Consider the following 12,996-nt stretch of genomic DNA (forward strand, 5'->3'; position numbering starts at 1 on the left):
CCCGCGGGCGGTTCGTCGTCCGCGTGAGCGGACGGAAGTCCTGTGGTTACGCCCGCACTGGTGAGCGCGGAACGCCGACGGCGGCGGTCTTACCGGATCCGCCGACTTGGCGGGTTCGGCCACGAGCTGCCTGTCCCCTGCTGCAGCGCACCCGCCTGAGCGGGGCGGCGCGAGGTGAACCGGTGCCGGTGTCGCGACGTCGTCGGACCGGAGGACGCGGTGTGGAGCTGCCCTCCGACCAAGACGAAGTATCTCACAGGCGACACTCGCCGCCCTTCCTGACGCGCCCGCTGATCCTGACGAGGCGTCAGATCCCGGGACGTTGGTCCCGGTCGGCCGCGCCTGCCCGCTCCTACCTTGAGCCCGAACCCGCCGACGACAGCGGGAAACTCTGACCTGCGAAGGGCTGACTGTGGAAGCGCTCGACCTCGCGCGGTGGCAGTTCGGGATCACCACCGTGTACCACTTCATCCTCGTCCCGCTCACGATCGGCCTGTCGCCGCTCGTGGCGATCATGCACACCGCATGGGTGCGCACCGGGAACGAGCGCTGGCACCGCCTGACCAAGTTCTTCGGCAAGGTGCTCCTGATCAACTTCGCCCTGGGTGTGGCCACGGGCATCGTGCAGGAGTTCCAGTTCGGGATGAACTGGTCGGAGTACTCCCGGTTCGTGGGCGACATCTTCGGCGCCCCGCTCGCGATCGAGGCCCTCGCGGCGTTCTTCCTCGAGTCCACCTTCCTGGGGCTGTGGATCTTCGGTGAGGGCAAGCTGCCCAAGTGGCTGCACAGCGCCTGCATCTGGGCCGTGGCCGTAGGCACGACCCTGTCGGCGTACTGGATCCTCGCCGCGAACTCCTGGATGCAGCACCCGGTCGGGGCGGTGTTCAACCCCGAGACCGGGCGCGCGGAGCTCGACGGCGTGGGCGGCTTCCTCGAGGTCATCACCAACAACACCCTCGTCGCGGCGTTCACGCACACCCTCACCGCGTCCTGGCTGGTCGCGGGCACGTTCGTCGCCGGGATCTGCGGCTGGTGGATCGTCCGGTCGGTGCGGGCCGGACGCGAGCACGAGGCTCGGCAGGTGTGGCGTACCGGTGCCTACGTGGGCCTGGTGACCATGCTCATCGCGGGCGTCGGCGTCGGGATCACCGGTGACTTCCAGGGCAAGCTCATGTACGAGCAGCAGCCGATGAAGATGTCCGCGGCCGAGGGCCACGTCGAGGGCGGGGAGGCCGTCCCGTTCTCGCTGCTCGCGATCGGTGACCTGTCCGGCGACCCCGAGAACGTCCAGCACCTCGTCAAGATCCCGGGCGTGACGTCCTTCCTGGGCACGGGGTCCTTCACCGGCGAGGACAGCTACCTGCCCGGCGTCAACGACCTGCAGGAGGAGTACACCGAGCGGTACGCCGACCAGTTCGGCACCGATGTGGACTACATCCCCAACCTTGCGGTCACCTACTGGTCCTTCCGGCTCATGATCGGGCTGGCCGCGTTCTCCGCCGCGCTGGCCGTGGCCGGGCTGTGGCTGCTGCGCCGCGGCCGCGTCACCGACGCCACGTGGTTCTCGCGCCTGTGCCTGGTGGCCCTGCCGATGCCTTTCCTGGCCTCGTCGTTCGGCTGGATCTTCACCGAGATGGGCCGCCAGCCCTGGGTGGTCCACCCCAACCCTGCCAACCCGGTCGACCAGGTCTACATGCTGACCCAGGACGGCGTCTCCACCGTCGTTCCCGCCGGCACCGTGCTCACCTCGATGGTGGTGTTCACCCTGCTGTACGCGGCGCTGGGGGTGGTGTGGTTCCTGCTGATCAAACGGTACGTCCGCGAGGGCGTCGAGCCCCTGGCCGAGGACCGCACCGACGAGCCGGACGAGGTGACGAGCTCCGAGGAGCTCGAACCGACCCTGTCCTTCGCGTACTGACCGCCCGCGCCGCTGAACTGGAGACGTAGACCATGGATCTCCCCCTGTTGTGGTTCCTCCTCATCGCCGTCCTGTGGACGGGCTACCTCGTCCTCGAGGGCTTCGACTTCGGCGTGGGCATGCTGCTCAAGCCGTTCGCGCGGGACGAGAAGGAGCGCCGTGTGCTGCTGCGCTCGATCGGCCCGGTCTGGGACGGCAACGAGGTGTGGCTGCTTACCGCGGGCGGCGCCACCTTCGCCGCCTTCCCGGAGTGGTACGCCACGATGTTCTCCGGCATGTACCTGCCCCTGCTGCTGATCCTGCTCGCGCTGATCGTGCGGGTCTGCGCCATCGAGTGGCGCGCGAAGATCGACGACCCGGCGTGGCGGAACCGCTGGGACTGGGCGCACACCATCGGCGCCTGGGTGCCCGCGGTGCTCTGGGGTGTCGCGTTCGCCAACCTCGTCCAGGGCATGGAGATCGAGGTCATCGACGGCAACCACCAGCTCGTCGGCGGGTTCTTCTCCCTGCTCACCCCGTTCACGCTGCTCGGCGGTGTCATGACGGCGGTCGTCTTCCTCACCCACGGGGCGGTGTTCCTCGCCCTGAAGACCGACGGCGAGGTCCGCGAGCGCGCCGGTGCGCTGGCCCAGCGCCTGTCCGTGGTCTCCGTGGTGGTGGCCGGCGCGTGGGCGGTGTGGGCGCAGCTGGCCTTCTCCGCGCACGTGTGGACGTGGGCGCCGCTCGCCGTCGCCGCGCTCGCGCTGGTCGGCGTCGTCGTGACCACCCGGGCGCGCCGGGAGGGCTGGGCGTTCACCCTCAATGCCCTCGCGATCGTCGCGGCGGTGGTGCTCATCTTCGGGACGATGTTCCCCAACGTCATGCCGTCCTCGATCGACCCCGCGTTCTCGCTGAGCATCGACGCCGCCGCGTCCTCGCAGGCCACCATGCAGGTGATGAGCGTGGTCGCCCTGGTCCTGGTGCCGGTCGTCCTGGCCTACCAGGGCTGGACCTACTGGGTGTTCCGCAAGCGCATCAGCACCCACGAGATCGGCGGCCACGAGGGCCTGTCCCCGCAGCCGGCCGGGTCCGAGGGCCACGGGGAGCCGCGGGGCACACTGATCCGGTGAAGCCGCTCGACCCCCGACTCCTCCACCACGCCCGGGCCGCCCGTCGCTACATCGCCCTGACGGCGCTGACCGGCTTCACGACGGCGGCCCTGGTGGTGGCCCAGGCGCTGCTCCTCTCCCGGGCCATCTCCCCCGTCATCGAGGGCCGGGCCGGGTGGGCCGACGTCGCGCACCTGGTCGGGTGGTTCGTGGCCGTCGTCGCGGCACGGTTCGGGGTGCTCATGGTCCAGGAGACCTTCGCGCACCGCGCCGCCCGCGACGTCATCACCGACCTGCGCGCCCAGGTCCTGGCCCGGGCGGTCGAGCACGGGCCCCGCTGGCTCGCCGACGGGCACGGCGCCCAGGTGGTCACCCTCGCCACCCGCGGCCTGGACGACCTCGAGCCGTACTTCGTGCGTTACCTGCCCCAGCTGCTGCTCGCCGCCACGGTCACCCCCGCCTCGCTGCTGGTGGTCTTCGGTCTCGACCTCGTCTCCGCGCTGATCATCACCGTGACGCTGCCGCTGATCCCGGTGTTCATGTGGCTGATCGGCCTGCTCACCCAGCGGTTCGCGGCCGAGAAGCTCCTCGCGATGCAGCGGCTGGGGGCGCAGCTGCTAGACCTGCTCGCCGGGCTCGGCACCCTCAAGGCTCTCGGGCGCGAGCACGGTCCGGGCCGGCGCGTGGGCGAGCTCGGCCGCGCCTACACGCGCACCACGATGGCCACGCTGCGGGTGGCGTTCCTCTCCGGCGCGGTGCTGGAGTTCCTCGCCTCCCTCTCCGTGGCTCTGGTGGCCGTGGTCATCGGCACCCGGCTCGTGGCCGGCAACCTCGACCTCACCACCGGCCTGGCGGTGCTCATGCTCGCCCCGGAGATCTACAAGCCCATCCGTGAGGTGGGTTCCCAGTTCCATTCCTCCGCCGACGGCGTCGCCGCCGCCGAGCAGGCCTTCGCCGTGCTCGACCGGCCGATCCCGCCGGCCGGCACCGCACCAGCGCCCGACCTGCGCCGCACCACCATCGTGCTCGACGGCGTCGGCGTCGCCGCCCCCGGCCGCAACACCTGGGCCCCGTGGCACCTCGACGCCCGGATCCGCCCGGGCCGCGTCGTCGCGCTCGTGGGTCCCTCCGGGGCGGGCAAGACCACGGCCGCGTCCGTGGTGCTGGGGCTGCTGCGCCCCGACGCCGGCCGCGTCAGGCTGGACTCGGGTGCGGGCGAGGTCAGCCCGGAGCCGGGCGCCGACGAGGTCCGCCCGGACCAGGGCGCCGGCGGGCCGGCGCTCGACCTCGCCGACGTCGACCCCGCCGCCTGGCGCGCCCAGGTGGCCTGGGTGCCGCAGCGGCCGATCATCCTCGCCGGCACCGTGCGGGAGAACGTCCTCGGCGACGCCGCCGACGAGGTCGATGCGCGCGCCGTCGCCGCCGCCGCGGCCACCGGCCTGACCGAGGTGCTCGCCGCCCTGCCCGCCGGCTGGGACACCGTGCTCGGCCAGGGCGGGGCGGGCCTGTCGGTCGGGCAGCGTCAGCGCCTGGCCCTGACCCGCACCCTCCTGGGCGACGAGCAGCTGGTGGTCCTCGACGAGCCCACCGCACACCTCGACGCGGCCTCCGAGCGCTTCGTGCTCGACGCCGTCGCCGCGCTGCGCGACGCCGGACGCACCGTCCTGGTCATCGCCCACCGCGCGGCCGTGGTGGCGATGGCCGACGACGTCGTCACGGTGCAGTCCCGCACCGGCGTGATTGGCGAGAGGGACGTGCCCCCACTCGCCGACCGTGCCGCGCCGACGGCCACCCAACCCGCCGCCGAGGCCGTGGAGGCCCGCCCGTGACCGCGACCACGACCCCCGCCCGGCCGGTGCCCGGTCCATCCCGCACCGCCGTCAACTCGGCGGCGCCCGACCGACCCCGCGCCGTCCTGCCCGCCACCGAGCGCCGCGCGCTACGACGCGCCCTCACCCTGCTCGATCTGGACCGGGAGCGGCTGCTGTGGGCGATCCTGGCCGGCAGCGCGGGGCTGGGCAGCGCCGTCGCCCTGAGCGCGTGCGCCGCCTGGCTCATCGCCCGGGCGTCCCAGATGCCACCGGTGCTGGAGCTGTCGATCGCGTCCGTGGCGGTACGCATGTTCGGCATCTCGCGCGGGCTCATGCGCTACCTCGAGCGACTGGCCTCGCACGAGGTGGCGCTGCGTGGCATGGCGTCGCTGCGCGAGCACGTCTACCGCACGCTGGCCGACGGGCGCACCGACGCCGTCGCCGGGCTGCGCCGCGGTGACCTGCTGGCCCGCACCGGCGCCGACGTCGACGCCGTCGGCGACGTGGTGGTCCGGGCGATCCTGCCGGCCGCCGTGGCCGCCGTCGTCGGGCTCGGCTCGGTGGTGCTGGTCGGGTGGCAGCACATCGGCATCGGGGCGGTGCTGGCCGGGTGCCTGCTCGTGGCCGGGCTGGTGGGGCCGTGGCTGACCATGCGGGCCGCCCGCCTGTCCGAGCACGCCCAGATCCTTGCCCGGGCCGAGCTGGCCGTCACCGCGCAGACGATGGTCGACGGCGCCGCGGAGCTGATCGTGTCCGGGCGGCTGCCGCGGATGCTGGGGCACCTGGCGGGGACCGAGCGGGTGCTGGCGCGGGCCAAGGACGCCGCGGCGCGCCCGGCGGCGCTGGCGGCCGGGATCGACACCCTGGCCATGGGCGCGGCCGTGCTCGGTGCGCTGGTGCTGGGCATCCCGGCCACCATCACGGGATCGATGGAGCAGATCGAGCTGGCGGTGGTGGTCCTGACGCCGCTCGCGGCGTTCGAGGGCACCGCGCTGCTCGGCCCGGCCGCGATCCAGCTGGTGCGCTCCGGCGGCGCCGCCGTGCGCGTCATGGAGCTGCTCGACACCGCTTCCGGCCCCTTGCTCCCCCGCGATCTCCCCCACCATGTTTCCCTCGAGATGTCATCTTCTCCGCGAGATGTCACGGCGCCCGGCCCCCACCTCACCGCACGCTCGCTCGCCGTCGGGTGGCCCGGCGCGCCGGTGGTCGCCGAGGGCATCGACCTCGACGCCCGCCCCGGACGCGCCGTCGCCGTCGTCGGTCCCAGCGGCATCGGCAAGACCACCCTGCTGCTCGCACTGGCCGGGCTGCTGCCGCCCCGCGCGGGCGCCGCCGACCTCGACGCCGCCCCCCTGTGGAGGACGGACCGACGCGCCGTCAGCGAGCAGGTCGTGCTGACCGCCGAGGACGCGCACATCTTCGAGACCACCGTCCTGGAGAACCTGCGGGTGGCACGAGGCGACGTCACCGAGGCGGAGGCATCCGCCCTGCTCGGCCGAGCCGGCCTGGGCGCGTGGCTCGCCGGGCTGTCCGACGGGCTCGGCACCATGCTCGGCACCGACGCCACGACCATCTCCGGCGGGGAGCGCCGCCGCCTGCTCCTGGCCCGCGCGCTGGCCAGTCCCGCCCCGCTGCTGCTCCTGGACGAGCCGGGCGAGCACCTGGACCCTGTCACCGCGGACCGGCTCGTCACCGACCTGCTCCGTTCCGGCCGCGACACAGCCGCGCCCGACTCCGCCGTCGCTGGCGCCACCGGCGCCACACGCGGCGTCGTGCTCGTCACGCACCGGCTGGCCGCTCTCGACGCCGCCGACGAGGTCATCCTGCTCGGTAGGCCCGACGGCGGCATGTCCGCCGGAGCGGCTACCGTGCTGGCACGGGGTTCGCACCGCGAGCTCCTGGCCACGGTGCCGGCCTACCGATGGGCGGCCGAGCAGGAAGAGCAGGGATGAACCAGAGCGGTCAGCACGGCACCGACGGCGTCACGTCCCCGCACGCCACGGGCGGGACCGGCCGGGTGGACCCGCACGGCGGGCGCTACCCCCAGCTCGTCAACCCGCACGCCCAGCGCAGCGTCCCGCACGTCGACGGCACACGGCGCACCATGGACACCGACACCTCCTCCCTGCTGGGCGCGGCGATCAACGTCGCCTCGCACCTGGACATCACCGACGCCCTGCGCAACTTCGTCGACCGCGCCGCGCGGCTCACCGGCGCCAAGTACGCCGCCCTGGGTGTCCTCGACGCACGCGGGGACACCACCGCGTTCGTGCAGGTGGGCGTCACCGAGGAGGAGGTCGAGGTGCTCGGCCACCCGCCACGCGGCCGGGGCCTGCTCGGCGCCATCCCGGTGGACGGCCCCCTGCTCCTGGACGACCTGACCACGCACCCGGACTTCGGCGGCTTCCCACCCGGCCACCCGCCCATGTACTCCTTCCTCGGGGTGCCGGTGCGGGTCCGTGAGCAGGTGTTCGGCCGGCTCTACCTCTCCGAGAAGCCCGGCGGCTTCAGCGAGCGCGACGCCCTGGACATGATGAGCCTCGCCGAGGCCGCCGCGGTCTCCATCGAGAACTCGCGCCTGTACACCGAGGCCCGCAACCGGGAGCGGTGGATCAGCGTCAGCCAGGACATCACCACCACCCTGCTCGAAGGCACCGAGGAGGAGGAGGCCCTCGAGATGATCGCCGCGCGGCTGCGCGTGGTCGCCGAGGCCGATACCGCCCTGATCATCCTGCCGTCGGTGGGCGACGCGTGGGCGTGCGAGATTGCGGACGGCATGGGCGCGCGTGACCTCCTGGGCCTCGTCTTCCCGCCCGACGGACGCGCCATGACGGTGCTGAGGGAGGGGGCCGGCATGATGGTCGACTCCCTCACCCGGCTGCGCACGCTGCGGCTGAAGGAGCTCGCGCAGTTCGGGGCCGCGCTGTACGCGCCCATGATGCTGCGCGGCGAGGGCCGCGGCGTCATCCTCCTGCTACGCAAGATCGGCGCACCGGAGTTCGACGAGTCCGACCTGGCGATGGCCGAGTCCGTGGCGGGCCAGGCTGCCCTGGCCCTGGAGCTCGCCGCCGCGCGTCACGCCCAGGACGTCGCCTCGTTGCTCGACGAGCGCGCTCGCATCGGCCGGGACCTGCACGACCTCGCGATCCAGCAGCTCTTCGCCACCGGCATGCAGATCGAGAACGCGCGCGCCGACATGGCGGGCCGCGGTCAGCCGTACCTCGCCGGCCTCCTCGAGGACGCGCTCAGCGGGGTCGACGAGGCGGTCAAGCAGATCCGCGCCATCGTCCACTCGCTACGCGAGCCGGACACCGCCGTCGTGCTGGTCGAACGGCTGCGGCGGGAAGCCTCCCTGGCGCGCACCTCCCTGGGGTACGCCCCCTCGCTCATCATCGACGTGGACGGGACCGTCATCGCCGGCGACGACGACGAGAGCGCCCTGGTCGACACGGTCGACAACCGCGTGGACGCCGACATCGCGGACGACGTCGTCGCCGTGGTCCGCGAGGGCATGTCCAACGCGGCCCGGCACGCCAAGGCCGCATCGGTCCAGGTGCGGGTGAGCGTGCTGGGCTACGGGCCCACCGGTCGCGTCGTCGTGGACGTGGAGGACGACGGCGCCGGGGTCGACCCGTCCGTGACCCGCCGCTCCGGCCTGGCGAACCTCGCCGCCCGGGCGCGCCGCCACGGTGGCACCTTCGCGATCGGGGTGAACGAGCGCGGGCAGGGCAGCCTGATGAGCTGGCAGGCGCCGCTCACCTGAGGCGGTAGGTCAGCTGCTCAGGCGATAGGTCAGCTGCGCCAGCCGGCGGCCCGCTGACCGGCCACCCAGGCAGCGACCTGGGTGCGGCGCTGCAGGCCCATCTTGCTCAGCAGTGCGGTGATGTGGTTCTTCACGGTCTTCTCGGCCACGCCGAGCCGATCGCCGATCTCCCGGTTGGACATCCCGTCCCCGATCAGCTCGAGCACCTTCCGCTCGGACGGCGTCAGGTCCGCCGTGGGGTCCTCGTGGTCGGCGCGGCGCCGGGTGACGGTGCGCTCGTCCAGGAGCGTGCGACCCGCGGCGACGGCCTTGATGACATCGGCGATCTCGGCGCCGCGCACGGTCTTGAGCAGGTACGCCTTCGCGCCGGCATTGAGCGCGGAGGCGAGAGCGTCGTCGTCGTCGAAGGACGTCAGCACGACGGGCCGGGCGTCCGGCACCTTCTCGCGCAGCGTGGCGATGATGTCGATGCCGGTGCCGTCGGGAAGCTGGAGGTCCACGAGGAGGACGTCGGGGCGCACCAGCTCGGCGCGGCGCACCGCCTCGGCCACCGACCCGGCCTCCGCAACGACCGAGAGCCCGTCGGCCCGGTCGACGATCTCCGCGATCCCGCGGCGCACGATCTCGTGGTCGTCGATGATCATGACGCGGATGTCGCGCTCACCCTGCTGTTCGTTTGGCACGGAACCGAGGATATCGAACGTTTCGTCCGCACGAGACGGGCTTTCCAGGGGTTTCGGTGCATTTCGGGCGTCGGCGGCGGTCGGGCCGCTCACACCGGTGGACGGCGCTGGCACCGTGGGCACGAGTAGGAGCTGCGGTTCATGAACTGCTCGCGGCGCACCGGCGCGCTGCACCGCGGGCACGGCATCCCGGCCCGCCCGTACACGGCCAGCGAGCGGGCGAAATACCCCGCGGCGCCCTCGACGTCGACGTACAGCGCGTCGAAGCTCGTCCCGCCCACGGCGAGCGCCTCGCGCATGACGGCGGCGGCGTCGTCGAACAGGGTGCGCAGCCCTGCCACGGGCAGCCGGTCGGTGCGCCGCGTGCCGTGCAGCCGGGACCGCCACAGCGCTTCGTCGGCGTAGATGTTGCCGACGCCGGAGACGAGGCCCTGGTCGAGCAGGGCCCGTTTGACCTCGGTGACGCGGGCGCGGGTGCGGCGGACGAGCGCGGTCCGGTCGAGGGCGGGGTCGAGCAGGTCCCGGGCGATGTGGGCGACCGGGCCGGGCAGCACCGGTGCGTCGGAGCCGTAGCCGCCGGGGGCGCCGTCGTCGGTGGGCACGGTGGTGGCTGCCATGAGGTGACCGAACGTGCGCTGGTCGACGAACCACAGCTGGCCGCCGTCGGCGAAGCGCAGCCGCACCCGCAGGTGCGCGGTGGTGGCCGGGATGGTCCGCACGAGGGTGGGTGGCTGGGTGGCGGTCAGGTCCACCGGCCGCTCCCCCGGTGGCGCGAGGAAGGCGGCGACGGCGGACCCGTCCGGCGCGCCCACCCCACCGTCGCGGGCCTCGTCCGGCTCCTGGACGAGCAGCTGCCCGCTCATGCCCAGGTGCGCGAGCAGCGCCTCGTCGGGCGGGGCGGCCGCGTCCGTGCCGAGGGTGAGCCAGAGGTACTTGCCGCGGCGGACGGCGGCGGTGACGGTACGGCCGCGCACCCGTGCGACCAGCTCCGCCGCACCGCCGGCTTGACGGCGCACGGCCCGCGGGTGCAGGACGTCGACGTCGGCCACGGTGCGGCCGACCACGCGGGCGGCCAGGCCGGCGCGGACGGTCTCGACCTCGGGCAGCTCGGGCATCAGCGGGCCCGCGGGGCCGGGCTTGGGCTCCTCGCGGTCCGGCGCAGGACCTCCGAAGGGCGCGCGCTCATGCCCGGGTGGAACCGTTCGCGCCGGTCGCGTCCGCGACGGCGTCGGCCACGACGGCGTCGTGCGCCGCCTCCGCCGCCCGCTCGGCGTCCAGGCGGGCGTAGGCGTCCTCCGCGGCGTTCTGCTCGGCGAGCTTCTTGGAGCTGCCCACTCCGGCGCCGGCCTCCTTGCCGCCGAGCTCGACGACGGCGGCGAAGGTGCGCGCGTGGTCCGGCCCGGTGCCGGAGACGATGTAGGCGGGGCTGCCCAGACCACGCTCGGCGGCGAGCTCCTGCAGCGAGGTCTTCCAGTCCAGGCCCGCCCCCAGGCGCTGCGCCTGGGTGAGGAGGTGGCCGACGAGATGTTCGACCACGGCGCGCGTGGGCTCGAGGCCGTGGCACAGGTAGGTCGCGCCGATGAGGGCCTCGACGGTGTCGGAGAGGATGGAGTCCTTTTCCCGGCCGCCGGTCACGAGCTCGCCGCGGCCGAGCAGGATGAACCCCCCGAGCCCCAGCTCGCGTGCCACCTGGGCGAGCGCGCGCTGGCTGACGGTCGCCGCGCGCATCCGGGCGAGGTCGCCCTCGGGCACCCCCGGGTGGTGGCGGTAGAGGAACTCGGTCACGACGATGCCGAGCACCGAGTCGCCCAGGAACTCCAGGCGCTCGTTGGTGGGGATGCCGCCGGCCTCGTGGGCGAAGGAGCGGTGGGTCAGCGCGAGCACCAGCAGGTCGGGGTCGATCGTGGTGCCGAGCTGTTCCATCAGGACGTCGACGTCCTGGCGTGCCGGTGCCTCCGCCACCGTCTCGACCTTGCTCCGCCGTCGGGTCATCGCGGGCCCCTCGCCGCGCTCACCGCGCCTCTCCCTGCTCCCCCGCGTGGCCGGTCCGCTCGGCGTCGGGGAGGAGTGAGCCGAGGGCGGACCAGCGCGGGTCGAGCTTTTCGTGGTGGTGGCCTGGCTCGGCGTCGTCGAGCCGCACCCCGCAGTCCGGGCACAGGCCCGCACAGTCCGGGCGGCACAGCGGCCGGAACGGCAGGGCGAGAACGACGGCGTCACGCACCGTGGGCTCGAGGTCGAGCTGGTCGCCGACGAGCTCGGGCAGGTCCTCCGCCTCCTCGTCGCCCTCCTTGGCCAGCTCCGCCCGCTTGCCCGGGTAGTAGTACAGCTCGGAGATGTCCACGGTGACGGAGTCGTCGAGCTCGCGCAGGCAACGTGAGCACTCCGCCCGCACGGGGCCGGTGACCTCGCCGGTGACGAGCACGCCGTCGGAGACGGCCTCGAGGCGCAGGTCCAGCTGGAGGTCGGCGCCGGCGGGGACCGCGATGACGTCGGTGCCCAGGTCCGCCGGGGCGGGCACGGCGCGGTTGAGCTCGCGCATCAGGCCTGGCTGGCGGCCGAGGTCGTGCGTGCTGATCACGAAGGGTGATCGCGCGTTCATGGGGCTCCTCCGGGTGCAGTGGCGCCCTCTGGGCGCCTGGATGGTCCAGGACCGACAGTCGATGCTACCCGTGGCGCGGGGCCGGTCCGGTGCGGCTACGCGCCGTCGTCGACCGTGTGCTTCGCGCGGGCGGCGAGCGCCTCCCGGCCGGCGCTGACCTGGCTAGCGATGGTGCCCAGCTCGATCTCGAGCTGGGCGAGCTTGCGGTCGCAGTAGTCGTCGGCGTCGGCGGCGAGGCGGGCGGCCTTGACCCGGGCCTGGGCGACGATGTCCTCGGCGCGTTCCTGCGCCAGCGCCACCACCCGTTCGGCCGCGACGAGCCGCTCGGCCTCGGCCTCCGCCTGCGCCACGATCTCCTGGGCCTTGTCCCGCGCACGCTCCAGGACGGCGTCGGCGTCGGCGACGATGTCGTCCGCGGCGTGGATCTCCGCCGGCACCACCCCGCGGGCCGCGTCGAGGAGGTCGAGGGTCTCGGCCTTGTTCACCAGCACGGATGCGGACATCGGCATGGCGCGGGCCCGCTCGACCATGTCGGTGAGCTCGTCGAGGATCGAGATGAGCGACGCGCCGTCGTCCTCGACCTTGGGCGTGGTGGGGGCGGTCATCTTCCATCTCCTGCGGGGTCGGCGGACGGGCTCAGGGCACGGTGGAGGGCGGCCGCGACGGCCGGCGGGACGAGGTCGTCGATCTCGCCGCCGTGACTGGCCACGTCCTTGACCATCGAGGACGCGATGTGGCCGAGGGTGGGGTCGCCCATGATGAAGACGGTCTCGATGCCGACCAGATGACGGTTCATCAGCGCCATCGCCTGCTCGTTGTCGAAGTCCGCGGCGCCGCGCAGGCCCTTGACGATCGCCGCGGCACCGACGTCGGCGCAGAATCGGGCGAGCAGGCCCGGCACGAGCTCCACCCTCACGCCGTCGACGTCCGCGAGCGCCGCGCCCGCCAGCTCCACGCGCGTCTCAGCGTCGAACAGGTACCGCTTGGCCGGGTTGTGCGCGACGGCGACCACGACCTCGTCGAACATCTCTCGCGCGCGGCGCACGACGTCGACGTGTCCGAGGGTGATCGGGTCGAACGAACCCGGGCAGACCGCCAGACTCATACCCGTCCTCCCATGGTGCCCATGGGCCA

At 73.4% G+C, this 12,996-nt stretch carries 11 protein-coding genes; 5 read left to right on the plus strand and 6 right to left on the minus strand.

Annotated features, from left to right (window positions below; translation table 11 throughout):
* Positions 1-412 precede the first annotated feature (412 nt).
* Genes FE374_RS12185 through FE374_RS12205 form a run of 5 tightly spaced genes read left to right on the plus strand, consistent with a single transcriptional unit; the run spans position 413 to position 8,580 of the window.
* The gene (locus FE374_RS12185) at positions 413-1,918 is read left to right on the plus strand and encodes a cytochrome ubiquinol oxidase subunit I (protein WP_139929402.1); all 1,506 of its coding nucleotides are present in this window, start codon (positions 413-415) and stop codon (positions 1,916-1,918) included.
* Positions 1,919-1,950: 32 nt separating this feature from the next.
* Positions 1,951-3,027: a cytochrome d ubiquinol oxidase subunit II gene (gene cydB, locus FE374_RS12190; protein WP_139929403.1), complete on the plus strand. Its 1,077-nt coding sequence runs from the start codon at positions 1,951-1,953 to the stop codon at positions 3,025-3,027.
* Positions 3,024-4,835, plus strand: coding sequence for a thiol reductant ABC exporter subunit CydD (gene cydD / locus FE374_RS12195; protein WP_139929404.1), 1,812 nt, complete (start codon positions 3,024-3,026; stop codon positions 4,833-4,835). Before cydB ends, cydD begins: the two co-directional genes overlap by 4 nt.
* Positions 4,832-6,769: a thiol reductant ABC exporter subunit CydC gene (gene cydC / locus FE374_RS12200; RefSeq protein WP_139929405.1), complete on the plus strand. Its 1,938-nt coding sequence runs from the start codon at positions 4,832-4,834 to the stop codon at positions 6,767-6,769. The genes cydD and cydC overlap by 4 nt, the downstream gene beginning before the upstream one ends.
* A complete protein-coding gene (locus tag FE374_RS12205; RefSeq protein ID WP_230978287.1) occupies positions 6,766-8,580 on the plus strand; it encodes a GAF domain-containing sensor histidine kinase in 1,815 nt (604 codons plus the stop codon). The genes cydC and FE374_RS12205 overlap by 4 nt, the downstream gene beginning before the upstream one ends.
* Positions 8,581-8,609: 29 nt before the next feature.
* Here the strand turns inward: FE374_RS12205 and FE374_RS12210 are convergent, their stop codons facing one another.
* From FE374_RS12210 to coaD, 6 genes are all read right to left on the minus strand, one after another.
* Positions 8,610-9,224 (minus strand): response regulator, encoded by a 615-nt coding sequence (locus FE374_RS12210; protein WP_139931572.1) that lies wholly within the window; start codon positions 9,222-9,224, stop codon positions 8,610-8,612.
* A gap of 128 nt (positions 9,225-9,352) precedes the next feature.
* Complete coding sequence (gene mutM / locus FE374_RS12215; protein ID WP_139929406.1) at positions 9,353-10,378, minus strand: bifunctional DNA-formamidopyrimidine glycosylase/DNA-(apurinic or apyrimidinic site) lyase; 1,026 nt, start codon at positions 10,376-10,378, stop codon at positions 9,353-9,355.
* A 67-nt stretch (positions 10,379-10,445) separates the two neighbouring features.
* The gene (gene rnc / locus FE374_RS12220) at positions 10,446-11,255 is read right to left on the minus strand and encodes a ribonuclease III (protein ID WP_139929407.1); all 810 of its coding nucleotides are present in this window, start codon (positions 11,253-11,255) and stop codon (positions 10,446-10,448) included.
* Positions 11,256-11,274: 19 nt separating this feature from the next.
* Complete coding sequence (locus tag FE374_RS12225; protein WP_139929408.1) at positions 11,275-11,862, minus strand: YceD family protein; 588 nt, start codon at positions 11,860-11,862, stop codon at positions 11,275-11,277.
* 95 nt (positions 11,863-11,957) lie between these two features.
* A complete protein-coding gene (locus tag FE374_RS12230; RefSeq protein WP_139929409.1) occupies positions 11,958-12,467 on the minus strand; it encodes a hypothetical protein in 510 nt (169 codons plus the stop codon).
* Complete coding sequence (gene coaD, locus FE374_RS12235) at positions 12,464-12,967, minus strand: pantetheine-phosphate adenylyltransferase (protein ID WP_139929410.1); 504 nt, start codon at positions 12,965-12,967, stop codon at positions 12,464-12,466. The genes FE374_RS12230 and coaD overlap by 4 nt, the downstream gene beginning before the upstream one ends.
* Between the last annotated feature and the right edge of the window lie 29 nt (positions 12,968-12,996).

This window comes from Georgenia yuyongxinii (assembly GCF_006352065.1).
Taxonomy (GTDB): Bacteria; Actinomycetota; Actinomycetes; order Actinomycetales; family Actinomycetaceae; genus Georgenia; species Georgenia yuyongxinii.